6 protein-coding genes are annotated in these 19,469 nt (G+C 75.6%); 2 read left to right on the forward strand and 4 right to left on the reverse strand.

Annotated elements, in window-relative coordinates:
* Positions 1-96 precede the first annotated feature (96 nt).
* The 4 genes from ACZ5GH_RS34945 to ACZ5GH_RS34960 form a co-directional block, all read right to left on the reverse strand.
* Complete coding sequence (locus ACZ5GH_RS34945; RefSeq protein WP_464336330.1) at positions 97-1,566, reverse strand: condensation domain-containing protein; 1,470 nt, start codon at positions 1,564-1,566, stop codon at positions 97-99.
* Entirely contained in the window at positions 1,563-14,897 is a 13,335-nt protein-coding gene (locus ACZ5GH_RS34950) for a MupA/Atu3671 family FMN-dependent luciferase-like monooxygenase (RefSeq protein ID WP_464336331.1), read from the reverse strand. Before ACZ5GH_RS34950 ends, ACZ5GH_RS34945 begins: the two co-directional genes overlap by 4 nt.
* A gap of 143 nt (positions 14,898-15,040) precedes the next feature.
* Positions 15,041-16,345 (reverse strand): MFS transporter, encoded by a 1,305-nt coding sequence (locus ACZ5GH_RS34955; protein ID WP_464336332.1) that lies wholly within the window; start codon positions 16,343-16,345, stop codon positions 15,041-15,043.
* Positions 16,346-16,608: 263 nt separating this feature from the next.
* Positions 16,609-17,067 (reverse strand): PaaI family thioesterase, encoded by a 459-nt coding sequence (locus ACZ5GH_RS34960; protein WP_387755821.1) that lies wholly within the window; start codon positions 17,065-17,067, stop codon positions 16,609-16,611.
* A gap of 398 nt (positions 17,068-17,465) precedes the next feature.
* Between ACZ5GH_RS34960 and ACZ5GH_RS34965 the strand changes: the two genes are divergently transcribed.
* Together ACZ5GH_RS34965 and ACZ5GH_RS34970 are read left to right on the forward strand one after the other, a co-directional pair.
* Positions 17,466-18,185, forward strand: a complete 720-nt coding sequence (locus tag ACZ5GH_RS34965; protein ID WP_387755823.1) for a Phenylacetic acid catabolic protein — start codon at positions 17,466-17,468, stop codon at positions 18,183-18,185.
* Between the two features lie 47 nt (positions 18,186-18,232).
* The gene (locus tag ACZ5GH_RS34970; RefSeq protein WP_401103500.1) at positions 18,233-19,351 is read left to right on the forward strand and encodes a radical SAM protein; all 1,119 of its coding nucleotides are present in this window, start codon (positions 18,233-18,235) and stop codon (positions 19,349-19,351) included.
* Positions 19,352-19,469 lie beyond the last annotated feature (118 nt).

Raw genomic sequence — 19,469 nt, forward strand, 5'->3', positions numbered from 1 at the left:
GCAGCGTCTCCGGACGCCCTCCGGCGCCCGACCGCGACCAGCGGAGCCCGACGGGCCCCGGCGGGCGGCGCACCGCCCGCCGGGGCCCGTCCGGTGTCACGTGAGCCGGACGGCCAACTGCCGGGCCAGGTCCGCCACCAGGGCGTCCAGCCAGCCCCGGACGGTGTCCGGGTCGAACAGGTCGGCGTCGTACTCGGCCAGCCCCGCGTAGCCCTCGGCGTCCGGGGTGAGCGAGATCGCGAAGTCGGCGCGGGCGGACGGGCCGGGGATGTCCTCGATCTCGGTGGCCAGGCCGGGGAGGTCGAGGGCGATGGGCGGGGTGCTCTGGACGGCGAGCAGGATCTGCGGGTGCCAGGCGGGCAGCTGGACGCCGCGCTCCCGCAGCGCGTCGACCAGCAGGCCGAACGGCACCACCGAGTGGTCAAGGCCGGAGGCGATCTCGGCGGCGGCGCGGTCCACCAGCTCCCCGAACCCGGCCTCGGCCCGGCTGGGCACCAGGAGCGGCATGCTGTTGGTGATCAGGCCGACCACCCGCTCGTCCGCCGGCCGGGTGCGGTTGGCGTTGGAGAGCAGCAGGAACATCCGCGGCGCACCGCCGAGCGAGCCCAGCAGCCGGGCGAACGCGGCCACGATCACCGCCGAGGCGGTGGTGGAGCGCGCGGCGGCGTAGCGCCCGACCGCCTCGCCCAGCGCCGCCGGGATCCGGAACGCGGCGGTCTGCCCGAGCCCGGAGCGCCGCTCTGGGCGCGGCCGGTCGGTGGGCAGGTCCAGCGCGAGCGGGGCGCCGCCGAGCGCCCCCACCCAGTGGTCGACCGCCGCCGCGACGGAGGCGCGGGTGACCACCGTCCGCTCCCAGCAGGCGTAGTCGGTCATCCGGCCGGGCTCCTGCGGCAACGGCCCGCCGGTCCGGTAGAGCGCGCCCAGGTCGGCCAGCACGGTGGCCAGCGACCAGCCGTCGACCGCGATGTGGTGGATGACCAGCAGCAGCACCCACTCCTGGTCCGCCGGGCGCAGCAGCCGGGCGCGCAGCAGCGGGGGCGCGGCCAGGTCGAACGGGCGGGTGGTCTCGGCGTCGAGGGCCGCGGCGAGCGCCGCGTCCCGTTCGGCGGGCGCGAGGGCGCGCAGGTCCTCGACCGGGACGTCCAGCGGGGTGTTCGGCAGCACCTGCTGGAGCACCCCGAGCCCGGTGTCCGCGAAGCGGGTCCGCAGGCTCTCGTGCCGCTCGACCACCGCCGTCAGCGCGGCGGCCAGCCGCTCGGGCTCCAGCGGCCCGCGCAGGGTGATCCGCTGGGTGATGTTCCAGACCGCCGGATCGGCCGAGCCCGCGTGCGCCCTGCACATCCGCCGCTGCCCCGCCCCGGCCGGCGCGGCGGCCAGGGCGGCCCCGGCGCCGGTCAGGGTGGTCAGCAGCCGGTCGCGGTGCGCCCGGACCAGGCCGGCGACCTCCTCGTCCATCGCCCCCGCGGGGGCGAGGTAGCCGAGCCGCTCGCCGGTGGTGCGCAGCACGATCTCGCGTTCGTCGAGCAGCTTGAGCAGCCGCTCCCAGCCCTCCTCCGCGGCGCTCACAGGGTGCCCTCCTCGTACGCCGGGGCCGGGGCCTGCTCGGCGGCCGGCCGGTGGGCGGCCATCGCGCGGACGGTCGGGCGGCGGAAGAAGTCCAGCACGCCGATCCGCAGGCCGGTCGCCTCGCGGACCCGGTTCAGCAGCCGGGTGGCGGCCAGCGAGTGCCCGCCCAGGTCGAAGAAGGAGGTCTCCACCCCGGCGGGGCGGCCGAGTTCCTCCTCCCAGAGGCGTTGCACGGTGCGCTCCAGTTCGGTGGCCGGCGCGGCCGCGGGCTCGTCCGCGCCGAGCGGGCGCGGCTCGGGCAGGGCGGCGGTGTCCAGCTTGCCGTGCGCGGTGAACGGCAGGGCGTCCACGGCGGCCCAGAGCCCGGGGACCATGTAGTCGGGCAGCAGGTCGGCCAACTGGTCGCGGACCCGGGGCAGTTCGGCGGCCGGGCAGTCGACGTACCCGGCGAGCACGGTGCCCGCGGGGGTGCGGCGGGCCGTCACGGCGGCGGCGCGCACGCCGGCCAGGCCGAGCAGCACGGTCTCGATCTCGCCCGGTTCGACCCGGTAGCCGCGGACCTTGACCTGGCGGTCGGCCCGGCCGAGGTACTCCAGCCGGCCGTCCGGCCGCCACCGGCCGAGGTCGCCGGTGCGGTAGGTCCGGCCCTCCGGGGTGTCGGCGAAGACGGCGGCGCTCTCCTCGGCGCGGCCGGCGTAGCCGATGCCGACCTGGACGCCGAGGGCGTATATCTCGCCGACCGCCCCGGCCGGCACCCGGCGCCCGGCGGCGTCGCGCAGCACGATCCGGCTGCCCGGGGTCGGCCGGCCGATCGGCGCGTACTCCGGGCCGTCCGGCTCGATCTCGCCGGCCGTCAGCGCGTGGGTCTCGGTCGGGCCGTAGTGGTTGATCAGCCGGCAGCCGGGGTTGCGGCGCAGGAAGGCCCGCAGCCCGGGGGTGAGCAGCACCTGCTCGCCGCCGGAGATCAGCTCCCGCAGGTGCGGCACCGGCTCCTCGCCGAGCGCGTCGGCCAGCGCGGCCAGCGGCGTGTACGGCAGGTGGAGCCGTTCGGCCCGGGTGGCCCGGACGACGGCGGCCAGGGCCGTCACGTCGTAGCGGGTCTCCTCCTCGATCAACAGCAGGGTGCCGCCGCCGGCCAGCGTGGTCAGGATCTCCTGGATGCTGACGTCGAACCCGCAGGAGGCGTACTGGAGCGTACGGGCCGCGGGGTGGTCGGCGACGTTCCAGGCCACGAGGTGGGCCAGGGCCAGGGAGTGCATCAGCACGCCCTTGGGGCGGCCGGTGGAGCCGGAGGTGTACAGCAGGTACGCGGGCGCCTCGGCGGAGGGGGCGGGCAGCGGGGGCAGCCCGGCACCGGCGGTGTCGGCCGGGGCGGTGCCGGTGAGCACCGTCGGTACGGTCAGGCCGAGTTCCGCGGGGAGGTCGGGCGAGGTGGTGAGCAGGACGGCCGGCGCGCTGTCCTCGACGATCAGCCGGCAGCGCTCGGTGCCCTGCAGCACGTCGACCGGCACGTGGACGGCGCCCAGGCGCAGGACGGCCAGCAGTGCGGCCACCTGGTCCACCGAGCGGGGCAGCAGCACGCCCACCCGGTCGCCCTCACGGACGCCGGCCGCCAGCAGCCGGCCGGCCAGCTCCTCCGCCCGGGCCAGCAGGGTGCGGTAGTCCGTGGTGGTGCCGTCGGCGGCGACCACCGCCGTCCGGTCGGGCCGGCCGGCCGCGGTCGCGGCCACGGTGGCCAGCGGGTGCGCGGGGTCCTTGGCGGCGGCCGGTCCGCACTCCAAGGCGGTGTCGGCCTCGTCCGAGGCCACGGCGGTGAGCTCGACGAGCGGGCGCTCCGGGTCGGCGACCGCGGCGCCGAGCAGCCGCTCGAAGGCGCCGAGCAGCCGGTCGACGGTGGCCCGGTCGAACAGGGTCTCGGCGTACTCCACGTGGCAGCGGATGCCGTCGGGCAGGCTGGTCAGGAAGAGCGTGAGGTCGAAGGCGGAGCGGTCCGCGACGTGGTCCAGCGGGCGGGCCGTCAGCCCGGGCAGGTCCAGTTCGAAGACCGCGTGGTTCTCGAACTCCACCATGACCTGGAACAGCGGGTTGCGGCTGGTGTCGCGCCGCGGGTTGAGGTCCTGCACCAGGACCTCGAAGGGCAGCTGCTGGTGCTCGTAGGCGTCCAGCGCGGTGGAGCGGACCCGGCCCAGCGCCTCGGCGAAGGCCGGCTCGCCGGAGAGGTCCAGGCGCAGCGCCAGTGTGTTGACGAAGAACCCGACCAGGTCCTCGGTGCCCTCGGCCCGGTTGGCCACCGGGGTGCCCAGCACGATCTCGTCCTGGCCGGCGTACCGCTGCAGCACGCCGGCGAAGCCGGTCAGCAGCACCATGAACAGGGTCGAGCGCCGGGACCTCGCCAACTCACGCAGGCCGTCCGCGAGTTCGGCGGGCAGGTGGTGGACGAAGGCGCGGCCGCGGCCGTCCGGGACAGCCGGGCGCGGCCGGTCGGTGGGCAGCGCCAGCACCGGCAGGTCACCGCCGCCGAACACCTTGCGCCAGTAGGCGAGGCTCTCCTCGTACTCGCCGGCGGCCACCCGGGCCCGCTCCCGGGCGGCCTCGGCGGCCGGGCCGGTGGCGAGCACCGGCAGCCGGGCGGCCCGGTCCTCCCGGGCGGCCAGGTACAGCTCGCCCAGCTCGCGGGTGATCACCACGGTGGACAGGGTGTCGATCACGATGTGGTGCATCGACAGGACCAGGACGTGCCGGTCGGCCGCCTGTTCCAGCAGCAGCGCCCGGAACAGCGGGCCCTCGGCCAGGTCGAAGCGGTGCTCGCCCTCGGCGGCGACCAGGTCGGCGACGGCGTCCGGCGAGGTCCGGTCGGCGGTGACCCGCCGCAGCACCGGGCCGGTGGGCGGCGCCAGCACCTGCTGGAACGGTTCGCCGTCCTGCTCCCGGAAGACGGTGCGCAGCGCGACGTGGCGTTCGACCAGCCCGCGCAGCGCGGTGTCCAGCGCCCGCGGGTCGAGCGGGCCGTCCAGCTCGATGGCCTTGACCTCGTTGTACTGCCCGCCGTCGGGCAGCATCCGGTGCAGGAACCACATCCGCTGCTGGGCGTAGGACAGCGGGGCGCGGCGCAGGGTGTCCCGGCGCAGGACGTCGAGCTGCGGCAGGCCGGCCGCGACCAGCTCGGGGGAGATCCCGAAGTCCACGAAGGCGGCGATCTCGTCCGCGCCGGCCGCCCGCAGCTCGGACAGCACGCCCTGGACGCTCCGCGGGGTGCCGATCAGCGCGCGGGAGGCGCAGTACCGCTCGTACGCGCGCTCCAGCACGAACTCCAGGTCGTCCTCGCGGGCGTTCTCGAAGTCCAGGGTCAGGCCCAGGCTGTTGGCCATCTGCCCGAACAGCGAGAGCGAGGAGCGCAGGTAGTTGCAGAACGGGCGGTAGGCCTGTTCGCGGGCGGTGGCCAGGTCGGTGCCCAGGTAGGTGTGGACCAGCACGACCACCCGGCCGGCCTCCGGGTCCAGGCCGTGCTCGGCCCGGGTGCGCCGGTAGACCGCGATGTTCTCGGCCAGCTGGGCGACGTCCTGGGTCATCAGGTTGGTGATCACGCCGAGGTCGTTCCGGGCCGCCTCGCGGAAGCTGTCCGGGTTGCCGACGATCGCGGTGAACATCGGCGGCAGGTCCTGCAGCGGGCGCGGGTGCAGGGTCACCTCGATCGGCTCGCCGTTGCCGTTGCGGCCCTGGTACGGCTCGCCGCGCCACAGCGCCCGGACGGTCTCCACCTGCCGGTGCATCAGCTCCTTGTGGCTGCCGTAGCGCTCGGGGAAGAACAGGAAGTCGTTGGGGTGCCAGCCGCTGGCGCAGCCCAGGCCGACCCGGCCGCCGGACAGGTTGTCGACCACCGACCACTCCTCGGCCACCCGCACCGGGTGGTGCAGTGGCAGCACGGCGCAGCCCGCGTTCAGCCGGATCCGGGTGGTCTCCCGGGCCAGGGCGGCGGCCAGCACCGAGGGGTTGGGGAAGATGCCGCCGAAGGAGTGGAAGTGGCGCTCGGGCAGCCAGACCGAGTGGAAGTCGTGCCGGTCGGCGAAGCGGGCGCTCTCCAGGACGATGCGGTACTTCTCGTCCTCCGGGGAGTCCAGCGGGTAGTCGCCGAAGAAGTAGAGGCTGAAGTCCACCGGCCGCTGCGGGTCGCTGACCGGCTGGTACGGAACCGGTTCGGCGTGGGTGCGGACGGCCTCGGCGGGGCGGGGGAGTTCGGCGGCCGGTCGCGGGGCGGGCAGCCGGACGCCGGGCGAGGCCGGGAAGAAGCCGCCGCGCCGCAGGTCGCGCAGCGACTCGCGGACCGCGTCGACCACGAACTCCAGGTCGCCGTCGGTGTGGGCGGTGGAGAGGAAGAAGTTGCGCCACTCCCACACGTAGACCCCGCGGGTGAGCAGGTGCGGGTAGAGCAGCTCCATGTCGGCCCGGGGCTCGAACCGGAAGAGCGAGCCGAAGTGCGCCAGGCGCAGCGGGAACTCCTCCTCCTCGAAGAAGCCGTTCAGGGTGGCCGCCAGCTCGTCGGTGCGGGCGTTCAGGCGCTCCTGGAGGCCGGGGCCGGCCGCCTTGAGGTGGCGCAGCACCGCGCCCGCGGCGGTCATCGCCAGCGGGTGCTGGATGTAGGTGCCGCCGAAGAAGGTGGTGTCCCTGGGCGGGTAGCTGTCGTCCCCGTAGTCCCAGTGCCCGCCGTCGATCCCGTCCAGGACGTCGGCCCGTCCGGCGATCGCGCCGATCGGGTAGCCGCCGCCCAGCACCTTGCCGTAGGTGGACACGTCCGGGGTGACGCCCCAGAAGCCCTCGGCGCCGCGCAGGTGGGGCCGGAAGCCGGTGAGCATCTGGTCGAAGACCAGCACGATGCCGAGCCGGGCGGTCAGTTCGCGCAGCGAGCGGACGAAGTCGACGGGCTGGCGGCCCGGGTGGCGGCTCTGCACCGGCTCGACCAGGACGGCGGCGATCCGGTCGCCGTGCTCCTCGATGGCCTTGAGGCTCTCCGGGTCGCCGTACCGCAGCACCAGCAGGTCGGCGACCGCGCTGCCCGGGATGCCGATGGACACCGGCACCGTCTCCCGGTCGGCGCCGCGGCCCAGCGTGCGGCCCAGGGTGTGGTCGAAGTGGCCGTGGTACGAGCCCTCGAACATGACGATCTTGTCCCGGCCGGTGTACGCGCGGGCCAGCCGGATCGCCCCGGCGTTCGCCTCGGTACCGGAGTTGGCGAAGGCGACCCGCTCGGTGCCGGTCAGCTCGGCCAGCAGCTCGGCGGCCTCGCCGGTCTCCGGGCCGCGCGGGCCCAGCCGCAGGCCCGAGGCCAGGTGCTCGCGGACGGCTTCGGAGACGAACTCCGGGTCGTGGCCGAAGAGCAGGACGCCGAAGCCCATGGTGATGTCGACGTACGGGTTGCCGTCGACGTCCTCCAGCCGGGAGCCCCGGGCCCGGCGGGCGGCCAGCGGGTAGAGCATCTCCTTGGTGCCGGAGCGGAAGCCGACCACGGCGCGGCTGTCCGCCAGGGTGCGGCGGTGGCGGCGGGTGATCGCCTTGGAGGCGGTGGTGCGGGCGGTGAAGCGGGCGACCAGCTCGTCCACGTGGGCGCGCTGCTGGTCGGTCAGGCCGCCGGAGGCCATGCCGGACTCGCGGGAGACCGTCACCCGGGGGCCGTGCACCTGCGGGGCGGCGGGGGCGGCGGCAGGTGCCTCGGCGGGGGCCTCGACGGCGGCCGGGATCTGCGCGACGGGGGCGGCGGGAGCCTGGACGGTGGCCGGGGCCAGGGCGGCGGGTGCCGGCGCCGGGGGGAGGGCGGGCGCGGGCGCGCCGCCGGCCAGCAGGCCGAGCTGGTCGCGCATCAGGTCGGAGAACTGGCCGAGCAGGGAGAGCTGGCGCTCGATCAGGCCGGTTCCGTCGGTGACCGGGGCGGCGGGCGCGGCGGGCGCGGCGGGGGCCGCGAGGACGGGCTGCGGCGCCGGGGCCGGCGCCTGCGCGGCCGGGGTGGCCTGCGCGGCCGGGGCGGTCTGGACGGCCGGGGCAGTGTGTACGGCCGGGGCGGCTTGTACGGCCGGGACCGGAGCCGCCGCCACCGGGGCCGTCACGGGCACGGCCTCGGGCGCCGGCACGGGGGCCGCCACGGGCTCCGGCTCGGCGGCCGGCAGCAGCGCGGCCAGCACCGCCGGCTCCAGCCGGGAGGCGATCAGCCCGGCCAGCCGGGCCGGCGTGTCGGCCGCCTCGAACAGCTCGCGCATCGACACCCGCACCCGGAACGCGCGCTCCAGGTCCCGGATCATGTTGATCATCGAGAGCGAGTCGGCGCCCAGGTCGAAGAACGGCTCGTCGGCGCCGACCGACGCCTCGTCGTAGCCGAGCTGGCGGGCCGTCTGCTCGACGACCTGCCGCAGCACGGCCTGCTCGGCCAGCTCCTCGGGGGCCGGCGACGGTACGGCGGCCGGGGCCGGGGCCGTGACCGGCGCCGCGGCCGGGGCCGGGGTCGCGGCCGGCGCTGCGACCGGCGCCGGGGCCGGTGCGGTCTGCTGGGGTGGTTCCTGGCGCATGACGGGGTCCTCGGTGGTCGGCCGGGCAGGGGCGGTGAACCAGTGGCGGCGGCGCTGGTAGACGGTGGTCGGCAGCGGGACGCGGCGGGCCGGGCCGTCCGGCCAGTCCCGGGCGGCGGCGAAGCGGGCCCAGTCGAGCGGGACGCCGTACGCCCACAGCGCGGCCGCGGCGGCGTCGAACTGCTGCTCCGGGGACGCGCCGCGCCGGCCGCCGGCGACGAAGTGGCGCCGCGGCAGCTCCCGGCGGCCCATGCCGGTGAGCGTCGGGTGCGGGCCGATCTCCAGGAAGAGTTCGTGGTCCTGCCCGTCCAGGGCGGTGAGGACCTGGTCGAACCGGGCGGTCTCCCGGGTCTGCCGGAGGAAGTAGTCGGGCGTCGGGACGGTTCCGGGCGCCAGCACCTCGCCGCCGAGGTTGCTGACCAGCGGTACGGTCAGCGGCCGCAGGCGCAGCCGGGCCAGCTGGTCGCGGAAGGGGTCGAGCATCGGGTCGAGCAGGCGGGAGTGGAACGCCCGGTCGCCGCGCAGCCGCTCGGTGGCGACGCCGTCGGCGGCCAGGACGGCCTCGGCGGCGGCGATCTCGCGCGGCGGGCCGGCCAGCACGCACTGTTCCCGGCCGTTGACCACGGCCAGGTCCACCCCGGGCAGCCAGTCGCCGAGCCCGGCCAGCCGGTCCAGCCCGGCCCGGACCACCGTCATGGCGCCCGGCCCGGTCAGCCGGTGCATCAGCCGCCCGCGCAGCGCGGTCAGGAACATCCCGTCCGCGAGGTCGAGCGCGCCGGCCGCGTGGAAGGCCGCGTACTCCCCGGCGCTGTGCCCGGCGACCGCGGCCGGCCGGACGCCGAGCTCCTGCCAGAGCCGCAGGTAGGCCGCCTGGAGGGCGAACAGCGCGGGCTGCGCCGCCTCGGTGGTCCAGATGTCGTCGGTGTCCTGCGGCGCGGCGTCCAGCAGCAGCGGCAGCAGCGGTTCGTCCCAGCTCTCGCGGTGCAGCCGGTCGCACTCGTCCAGGACGGCGCGGAACACCGGGAAGGCGCGGTGGAGTTCGGCGGCCATGCCCCGGTACTGGGCGCCCTGGCCGGTGAAGAGCAGCACCGGGTGGACCTCGCCGCGCCCGGTCTCGCGGTGGACCGCGCCGGCGGTGGGCCGGCCCGCCAGGAAGGCGTCCAGGCCCTTGCGCAGGGCGGCCGGGTCGGGCCCGGTGACGGCCAGCCGGTGGCGCAGCGCGCGTCGGCCGGCGCCGAGGGTGAGCGGCAGGTCGCCGGGCGCCAGGGCGGGTTCGGCGTCCAGCCGGTCGCGGACCAGGGCGGCCAGCTCGGTCAGGCCCTGGGCGGTGCGGGCCGACAGCGGCAGCACGGTCGGGGCCGGGCGCGGCTCGGGCACCGCCGCGGTGGCGGCCGGGGCCTGCTCCAGCACCAGGTGGGCGTTGGTGCCGCCGACGCCCAGCGCGCTGACCCCGGCCCGGCGCGGGGTGGGGCCGTCCGGCCAGTCCCGGCGGTCGGCGGCGAGCCGGAACGGGCTGTCGGCGAGTTCCAGCGCGGGGTTGGGGCGGGTGAAGTTGACCAGCGGCGGGATGGTGCCGTGCCGCAGCACCAGCAGTGCCTTGATCAGGCCCGCCATGCCCGCGCAGGTGTCCAGGTGGCCGATGTTGGGCTTCACCGAGCCGAGCGAGCAGAACCCGGCGGCGTCGGTCCGGGCGCGGAACGCCTGGGCCAGCGCCCGGAACTCGATCGGGTCGCCGAGCGGGGTGCCGGTGCCGTGGGCCTCGATGTAGCCGATGGTGTCGGCCGGCACGCCCGCCAGGTCCAGCGCCCGGCCGACCACGGCCGCCTGCCCGTCCACGCTGGGCGCGGTGTAGCCGACCTTCCGTCCGCCGTCGTTGTTGACGGCCGAGCCGAGGATCACCCCGTGCACGGTGTCGCCGTCCGCCAGCGCCCGGTCCAGGCGCTTGAGCAGGACGGCGGCGACGCCGTTGCCGCCGACGGTGCCGCCGGCTTCGGCGTCGAAGGCCCGGCAGGAGCCGTCGGGCGAGAGGATCGACCCCTCCTCGTAGCGGTAGCCGGCGGCCTGCGGGATGTGCAGGGCGGCGGCGCCGGCCAGCGCCAGTTCGCAGTCGCCCGCCAGCAGCGACTGCACGGCCAGGTGCACCGCGACCAGCGAGGTGGAGCAGGCCGTCTGGACGCCGATCGCCGGACCGGTGAGGCCCAGCCGGTAGGCGACCCGGGTGGCGGCGAAGTCCGCCTGGTTGCCGATCGCGGTCTGCAGGGCGGCCACCGGCTCGGCCGGGTCGGCGGTGGCGGCGAGGGTGTGCTGGTAGTAGTTGCGCAGCGCGTACAGGGTCATCCCGGTGCCGGCGAAGACCCCGACCCGGCGCTCCGGGTCCGGCGCGTCGTAGCCGCCGTCCTCCAGGGCCTGGCGGCAGATCTCCAGCAGCAGGCGCTGCTGGGGGTCCATCAGGGCGGCCTCGGTGCCGCTGATGCCGAAGGCCTCGGCGTCGAACCTGTCGACGTCGCTGAGCGCCCCGGTGACCGGGACGAAGTCGGGGTGGCGGTACTCCTCCGGGCGCAGCCCGGCCGCCGCCAGTTCCTCCTCGGTGAACCGGGTGGTGCTCCGGACGCCCTCGACGATGTTGCGCCAGTACTGCTCGGGGGTGTCGGCGCCCGGGAGGCGCAGGGCCAGGCCGACGATCGCCACCCGGCGGTCGTCGCCCGGGCCCGCGGCGGAGCCGCCGCCTGGGGCGGCGGGGGAGGCGGCCGGAGCGGCGGGCGTGGCCGGTCCGGCGGCCAGGTGCGCGACCAGGGCGTCCACGGTGGGGTGGCGGAACAGCTCGGTGGGCGCCGGGGGTGTGGGCAGCGCGGCGCTGAGCGCGCCGTGCACCCGCATCAACTGGAGTGATCCGATGCCGAGTTCGGCCAGCGGGCGGCCCGGGTCCAGCGGGCCGTCGAGGACCGACTCGAAGGCGTCCAGGACCAGCCGGCGCAGCCCGGAGGGGGCGGTGTGCCCGGGGGCGGACGGTCCGGCGGGCCGGGCCGCCGGGGCCGCGGCGGACGGCGACGGCGCGGCGGTGGCGGACGGTGCCGGTGCGGCGGTGGCGGCCAGCGGGCGGGGCGCGGTGGCGAGCAGCCGGCGCCGGGCTGCGGGGGAGGTCGGGTCCGGACCGGCGTACCGGTGGCCCGGGGCGCCGGCCAGCAGCAGGGCGGCCAGCCGGCGGCCGTGCGCGGCGCTCAGCACGGCGATGCCCCGGTCGGCGGCGGCCTGCTCGTTCTCGGTGTCGCGGTTCATGCCGATCCCGCTCCACAGGCCCCAGGAGACCGTCCAGGCCGGGGTGCCGGTCTCCCGGCGCAGCCGGTCGACGGTGCTCTCCAGGTAGCGGTTGGCGGCGGCGTACCCGGTGGAACCGACCGCCTCCTGGAGGCCGATCATCGAGGAGAAGGCGACGAACTGCGCGCCCGGCCGCTGCCGGACCAGCTCGACGAGGTGGTCGGTGCCCTCGGTCTTGGTCCGGACGGCGTCGCGCCAGCCCTCGGTGTCGGTGTCGGCGAGGAGTGCGAGCCGGTAGCCGCCGGCCAGGTGGAGCACGCCGTCCAGCGGTGCCCGCCATTCCCGTTCCGCCTCGGCGAGCACCTCCGCCAGTCGCTGACGATCCGTCACATCGGCCTGTCGGTAGCTGATCTGGCCGCCCTGGACGGACAGCCGGCGCAGCGCGGCCCGGCGCTCGGCCGCTTCGGCGGTCGGGGCGTCCAGGTCGCTGCGGCCGACGATCAGCAGCCGGGAGCCGTACTCGCGCAGCAGCCCGGGCAGCAGCTCGGCGGCGATCCCGCCGAGGCCGCCGGTGACCAGGTAGCGGGCGCCGGGGGTGAGCAGCGAGCAGCCCTCGCCGGCCGGGCCGGGGGCGGTGTCGGCCACGCCCAGCCGGGGCACCCAGGGGCGGCCGGCGCGCCAGGCGGACTCGGGTTCCGGGCGGGGGTCGGCGAGCAGGGCGAGCAGCGCGGCGGCCTGCTCCGCGGCCGGCGCGTCTCCCGGCAGGTCGAGGTGTCGGGCGGCGGGCACCAGCTGCTCGGCCCGGGCCCCGGCGGTCAGCGCCGCGGTCAACGCCGCCCGCGGCCGGGGGAGTTCACCGGGGAGCACGGCGTGCAGCCCGGCGCTGACGGAGACCAGTTCGCGGACCGGCGCCCGGGCCGGGAGCGCGCGGAGCAGGGCGAGCAGCGCCTCGTCCGGCGGCGTCGTGCCGTCGGCCGTCGCGCTCCACAGGTAGACCAGCCGGTCGGCCGGACGGTCCCCGAGCGCCCGCAGCCAGTCCTGGGGGTCGCCGGTCGGCTGTTGGTCCACCACCACGGCGGTCGGCAGGGCGGCGGTCAGGGCGTCGGTGAGGGTGCCGGGGCCGGACGGGCCGAGCAGCAGGATCGTTTCCTCGGCCAACGCGGGCAACGCGGCCAGCGCGGGCCATGTGGCCGACGCGGTTGATCCGGCCGACGTAGCCGACCCGGCCGCCGCGCCCCCCGGAACCGGCCGGGCCTCCCAGTCGAGCCGCCGCACGCAGTCCGGCAGCGTCCGGGAGTTGCCCTCCGCCAGGTCCAACGCCACGATGTGGCCGTCGAGTTCGCCGTCCAGCAGCCGGCGGCGCAGCGCGGTGCGCTGGATCTTGCCGCTGGTGGTGCGCGGGAAGTCGGCCGCCGGGACCGGGAGCACCAGCGCGGGGGCCGGCTGCCGGCGGGCCGCCAGCAGCTGCCGCACCTCGGCGGCGACGGGCGGTGCGGGGGCGTCCGGGTCGTTCTGGACGTAGGCGATCACCAGCTGCTCGGTGCCGGTGCGCTCGTCCGGCACCCCGAAGGCCGCGACGTGCCCGGAGCGCACCCCCGCCACGGAGGCCACCACGTCCTCCAGCTCGTGGCAGAAGTAGTGCACGCCGTTGACGATGATGATCTCCTTGCGACGGCCGGTGAGCACCACCTCGCCGTCGGCCAGGAAGGCCAGGTCCCCGGTGTCGAACCAGCCGTCGCCGACGAAGGCCTCCTGGTTGGCGGCCGGGTTGTTCAGGTACCCCGGTGTCACCCGCCCGGAGTGGACCTGGAGGCGGCCGACCCGGTGCTCGGGCAGCACCCGCCCGTCGTCGTCGGTCACCCGTATCCGGGTGCCGGGCGCGGGCCGGCCCATGCTGAGGAAGCCGGTGCCGCGCTCCGCCGACGCCGGGTCGACGGGCTCCAGCCGGCCGGTCAGCGAGCCGGTGCGGACCAGTCGGCGGGCGCCGTCCTCGTGGTAGCGCTTGTAGGTGATCACCGTGCAGGTCTCGGCCATGCCCCAGCCCAGCAGCAGGTGCTCGGGGCGGATGCCGAACTGGGCGGTGGCGGCCAGGAACTCGTCCAGCACCGCCTCGGTGCACTGCTCCCCGGCGTTGATCAGCGACTTGACCGCGGAGAGGTCCCAGTGGCGGCCGGGCCCGGCGGCCCGGACGGCCTCGGCGACCAGCCGGAAGCCGAAGTTGGGGGACCAGGAGTGCGCGGCCCGGTAGCGCTCCAGCGCGTCCAGCCAGACCAGCGGGTCGGCGAGGACGAGTTCGGTGGGCACCTGCACCTGGTCGGCGGCCAGCACGACGTCGCGCAGGTGGAACATCAGCAGTCCGGCGACGTGGTCCAGCGGCAGCCAGTTGACCGTGGTGTCGGCCGGGTCGCAGCCCTGGGCGACGGCTCCCGCGACGTACTCCAGGATGCCGCGGTGGGTGATCTGCACCGCCTTGGACCGGCCGGTGCTGCCCGAGGACAGCTGGAGGATCGCCACGTCGCCGGGAGCGGGGGCTCGCTCGGGGGCGGGCGCGGGGCCGGCGGCGCTCTCGGAGGCCGACGGCCCGTCGACCGCGATCACCCGCAGGCCCGGCGCCTCGTACAGTTCCCCGAGCTGCTCCAGGCCCGCCACCGCAGGCCCGCAGGCGAGCACCGGCGGCTCCTCCAGGGTCTGCCAGGCGTGCCAGAGCTTCTCCAGGACGGGGTTGCGCTCGTGGTAGTCCGGCGGGCGGGCGACCGTCACCGGCTGGACGCCGCCCAGCAGGCAGGCCCACAGGGTGGGGAAGTAGAGTTCCGGCTCCGGGACCTGGAGGATCACCCGGTCCCCGGACCGCAGCCCGGCGCGGGCCAGGGTGGCGAGGATCTCGCGGGAACGCTCCAGGAGTCGGCGGTACGTCAGCCTGGTGGCCTCGCCGCCCGACCGGACCAGGTGCAGGCCCCGGTCGGGGTGCAGCTCGGCGGCGCGCAGCAGCGCCTCGGGCAGTGTCCGGGGCGCGTGCGGCCCGGCGTCGGGCAGCGGGGCGCCGACGGCCTCGGTGCCGGGGCCGTCGACTCCGGGGCCGTCGAATCCGAGATCCTCGGCGCCGGGATCCGCGGGCGGGGCCGCCTGCTCGGCCGGGGCGGCGCCGGATGTCGCCGACACCTCGCCGAACGGCCGCCAGCGGTCGGTGAGCTCGCGCAGGTGGCGCAGGGCGGGGCCGGGCGCGGCGGGCGGCCGGGTGAGCGCCGCGGCCAGGGCGGCGGCGTCGGGTTCGCCCTCGGGTGTGCGGACTATGCCGTCCAGGAGGTGGACTTCGGCGCTCGGGTCGGCGTCCAGCAGCGCGGCGGCGGCCCGGCGGCGCAGGGCCTCGGGATCGCCGTCGACGGCGGGGACCAGGTAGGCCAGCAGACCGGGGCGGCCGTTCTCGCGCTCGACGGGCAGCAGGGCGCAGTCGGCGATCTCGGGACGCAGCAGCAGTCGGGCTTCCAGGGTGCGCAGCCGGCCGTGGTCGGGACCGGTGGGGCTCATGAGGTTCGGCACCTTTCGGATCGGTGCCGGGGCGCGGGTGTGGGCCGCCCCGGGGCAGGGAGGGGGAGCGGAGAGGGGTGGCGCGTACGGTGCGGGGCGCCGGAGGTGGTGCGGAGAGGTCGGTGGGGCGGGCCCCGGGCCTGTCAGCGGCGGCGGGTGCGGGCGACCAGCACCAGGAAGGCGAGCGCCAGCACGATCGGGACGGCGTGCGAGACGCCGACCACGGTCAGCGGGCTGAGCACTGTGAGCAGTGAGCCGCTCAGCAGCATCCCGGTGCCCATGCCGATGTTCTCGGCGGAGGCGAGGATGCCGAAGGCCTCGCCGCGCCGCTCGTCGGCGAGGGCCTGGATCCGCGTGGTGTAGGAGATCTCGGTGAAACCGTCGCCGAGGCCGGCGCCGATCGCGACCAGCAGGAAGAGCGGCGTCGGCAGGTCGGTGAAGATCAGGATGAAGCAGACGGACATCAGGCAGGTGCCCAGCGCGAAGCCGCGCTCGCCGGGCTCGATGCCCCGGCGCAGCATGAACCGGGAGACCAGTTGCTGGGCGCAGAGGTTGCCGATCGCCCAGGTGGCCCAGAAGGTGCCGAGCAGGGCGGCCGGATTGGCAGGGGAGGACTGGTCGGCGAAGACCGGCAGGCTGATGTTGTGGGCGGCGGAGCCGAAGGCGTCCAGCAGCCGGATCCCCGCCATGGCGCCCACCACCGGAGCGGCCCGCAGGACGACCAGTGCCTGCCACCGGGAGCCGTGCTTCCCGGCCTTCGGCGCGGGCTCGTCCGGGTCGGCCGCGGGTTCGTCCGACCGAGCCGCGGGTTCGTCCGACCGGGCCGCGGGCCCGTCCGCCGGGGCGGCCCGGGTGGGCAGGGGCAGCCGGATCACCAGCGCCCCGAAGAGGACGAAGCTGGCCGCGTCGATGAGCAGCGCGGCCCGGAACCCGGCCCAGGCCACCACCACGCCGGCGGAGGCGAAGCCGAGCACCATCGCGGTGGAACGGCAGCTCGCCATCAGGCTGTTGGCGCGGGCCCGGCGCTCGGCGCCGACCATCTCGGGGATGCTGGTCCGCAGGGCGACGGCGGCCACCGCGGCGGCGCCGCCGAGGACCAGGGCGAGCGGGTAGAGGACGGGGATGCGCAGCGAGGCCGGGACGCCGGCGACGACGACCAGCGCCAGTGCCTGGGCCAGGGCGCAGCCCGTCATCAGCCTCCGGCGCTCCAGCCGGGCCACCAGCCGCCCGGCGACCAGCCCGCCGACGACGCCGCCGCCCAGTCGCAGCACCAGGTACCCGGCCGTGCCGAGGGCGTTGCCGGCCGCCTCGTAGGCGAACAGGCTCAGTGCGACCAGGTCGAGCTGGCTCCCGTACGTGTTCAGGGCGTCGCCTGCGGCCAGCCGGTAGAAGACCCGGGGCAGCCTGCTCGCGGCCTGGTGCGGTGCTTCCAATGCGGTGTCCGACACCGTGGTCCCCCCGGGCATCCCGTATGGCCGTTCAGTGTGACATTGCACCGCAACCTAGAGGTGGCCGGGCCGGAGATCAATGCCTAGATCGTTTCCTGTCCGAAAGATCGTGAGTTCGGCCGACTTGCTGTCACCTTTCACGCCACCCTGGCGAGTTGTTGGCGTACGGACAGCGGTGGGCTCGGCGCCGGCGGGGGACTCGGCCTCGGCGGTGGGCCGGCCGTCGCCGGCGCCCGGGCGCGCCCCGGGAGAGGAGAGCCGCGTCAGGCCGTCCCGGGGCGGGCCGGCGGGATCGCGTAGGTCAGCGTGGCACTGGCCACCAGCACGCCGTCGGCGTCCAGCAGCTCGGCCAGCACCACGCACAGCCGGCGCCCGAACTTGGCCGTCCTGGCGTGCACGCGCAGCGCCCCGGGCCGCGGCCGGTTGAGGAAGCTGATCTGCAGCGAGCTGGTCAGCGCCATCAGGGTGGGTCCGAGCCGGGCGTTGATCAGGAGGAACGCCGCCAGGTCGCACAGGCCGGCCTGCTCCGGGCCCGAGACGGTGCCGCCCGGGCGGGTGCGCAGCCGGTCGCCGTCCACCGCCATGGTCAGCGTCCGGCCGTCCACCTCGGTCACCCGGCAGGCGGTGTAGTCGGGGAACTGGGCGGTGATCAGGTCGTTCAGCCGGTCGGGGCCCAGCAGGACGTCGACGGTGGCGACCGCCGTGTTCGAGTCGGTGGTCATGGGGCTCAGCGTAGTGGTCGGCCCGGCGGTACGCCCGGGGCGGTCCAGGCCTGGTTCCGGCCAGCTTCTTCTGCCGTGGTCATCCGCCAAGATCCTTAACGCGCAAGGGAATTACGCATGTCGCGCCGGTGCCGCCGGGGCCGGAACCAGCCGCTCCGGCGGTGCCGGATGGCCGAATCCGCTCGGCATGATTCGTAAGGGACCTTGTTCGGCCCAAAATGCAGCACCTACGCTCCGAGGAAGTTCAGCGGAGCCGGTGCGGCGCTCCGCCGGCCGCTGGGGGGCGGCGTTCTTTCCTTGTGGTCGTCATCGAGGGCCTCGGCGGAAGCGGGCCCCCGGCCGCTCACACCCGACCATGTCCTGCTTCAGAGTCCTTCTTCAGAACGGGGTGTTGCGCCATGGGTATTTCCATCCTGGACGACGAGGCGGTGGTGGTCCGCACTCCCGACGAGTTCCTGGCGATGCCGGAGGAGTACCGGGAGATCGCGATCCGCGGCATGGTCGTCAACACCGAGGGGGAGCTCTCCGGCGGCGACGACTACGTGCAGGTCTTCCTGCCGCTGGCCCCCGACGCGGAGGAGCGGCAGGTCTGCGCCGAGCGCGCCGCCGAGGAGTACGACCACTACAAGATCGGCAAGCGGGTCCTCGCGGAGATCGGCGTGGACACCGGCTACATGGAGACCCAGACCCTGGCCGAGCGGAACCTGTTCCGCGCCCAGGAGTTCCACACCTGCACCACCTGGGCCGAGCGCGGGATCTTCTCCTACATCGGGGAGGAGACCGCGATGGTGATGATCTCCGAGTTCGCGCAGAGCAGCTACCGGCCTTGGGCGGACGCCGTCCGCACGATCATCCTCGACGAGAAGGTGCACATCGCCCACGGCGCCCGGGTGTGCCGCAACCTCGCCGCCACCGACGACGGCCACGAGCAGCTCCAGCAGGCCCTGGACCGGCTGTGGCCGACCTTCATCCGGATCTTCGGCAGCCCGCGCTCCGAGCGCGCCAAGCTGGCCGTCCGCTTCGGCCTGCGGCAGACCACCAACGGCCAGGCCTGCGACCTGTGGCGGGAGAAGGTCACCCCGCGCATCAAGAACCTGGGTCTGCGCCTCCCGGAGTAGCAGGAACAGCAGCACGCCGATCCGCGACTCCCGAGGAGCCCACCGTCATGGCAACACCCGTCACCATCGAACAGCGCCCGCTGAGCCGACGCGAGGCCAAGGCGCGCACCGCCGAACTCATCGCCGACCGGCCCGACCTGGCCGAACGCCTGCACCGGCTGCGCCGGCTGGGCCGCGAGGTCCGCTCCTGCGAGGTCCACCTCACCAACACCTGCAACATCCGCTGCAAGGGCTGCTGGTACTTCGAGGGCGGCTTCGACACCGCCGTCAAGGAACTCTCCGACCTGGACCGCATCCGGGCCTTCGCCCGCAAGCTGGCCGACGACGGCGTCAACCAGGCCACCCTGATCGGCGGCGAGCCAACCCTCGTCCCGCGCCGGGTCGAGGCCTTCGTCGAACAGCTGCCGTACATCACCATCTCCACCAACGGCCTGCGCCCGATGCCCAAGCAGGGCTTCGAGAAGATCGCCATCGCGGTCAGCATCTTCGGCGGCGGCCCGCTCGACGACGACCTGCGCGCGATCCGGGTCAACGGCTCGAAGTTCACCGGCCTGTTCGACACCGCGCTGTCGCACTACCGCGACGACCAGCGGGTGCTGTTCATCTACGCGCTCTCCGAGGCCGGCGTCGAGCACATCGAGCCCACCGTGCGGAAGATCGCCGAGAACGGCAACATCGTCACGTTCAACTTCTACAGCGAGCACGGCACCGAGACCCCGCTGAAGATCGCCAACGAGCAGCGGGTGCTGGACGAGGCGCAACGGGTCAAGGACCTGTACCCGCACGCGGTGGTGAGCCACCCGTACTTCATCCGGACCCTGGTGACCGGCCGTACGCACTGGGGCGGCCGGTTCGGCTACGACGTCTGCCCCAGCCTCAGCGTCGACGCCCCCGAGCACGAGGACCGCGTCGCCAACGGCAACCCGGTCATCCCCGGCTTCAACGTCTGGGGCGCCGACTACGAGTCGCTCCAGTTCTGCTGCACCTCCGGCGACTGCGGCGGTTGCCGGGACAGCCAGGCCGTCTACAGCTGGCTGGTGGTCAGCGCCAACCGCTTCCTGGACGACGCCGCCCGGCTGGAGCAGTGGCTGGACATCGCCGAGAGCTACTGGCGGCAGTGGCACTGGGCGCCGTACCACGCCTCCAAGGCCGGCACCACGGCCTGAGTCCGCGCCGCCTGCCCGCGTCGCCTGCCTGCGCCGGGTGCGCGCGCCGCCCGCCCGCCTGCCCGCACGCACCGCCCGTACGTCCCCCGCACCGCCACCGCCGCCCCGCGCGGACGAG

This window comes from Kitasatospora sp. Xyl93 (assembly GCF_055383135.1).

Coding starts and splice junctions, on each gene's coding strand:
- ACZ5GH_RS34950 (WP_464336331.1), bottom strand. CDS start 14,897: ATGAGCCCCACCGGTCCCGACCACGGCCGGCTGCGCACCCTGGAAGCC.
- ACZ5GH_RS34960 (WP_387755821.1), bottom strand. CDS start 17,067: ATGACCACCGACTCGAACACGGCGGTCGCCACCGTCGACGTCCTGCTG.
- ACZ5GH_RS34965 (WP_387755823.1), top strand. CDS start 17,466: ATGGGTATTTCCATCCTGGACGACGAGGCGGTGGTGGTCCGCACTCCC.
- ACZ5GH_RS34970 (WP_401103500.1), top strand. CDS start 18,233: ATGGCAACACCCGTCACCATCGAACAGCGCCCGCTGAGCCGACGCGAG.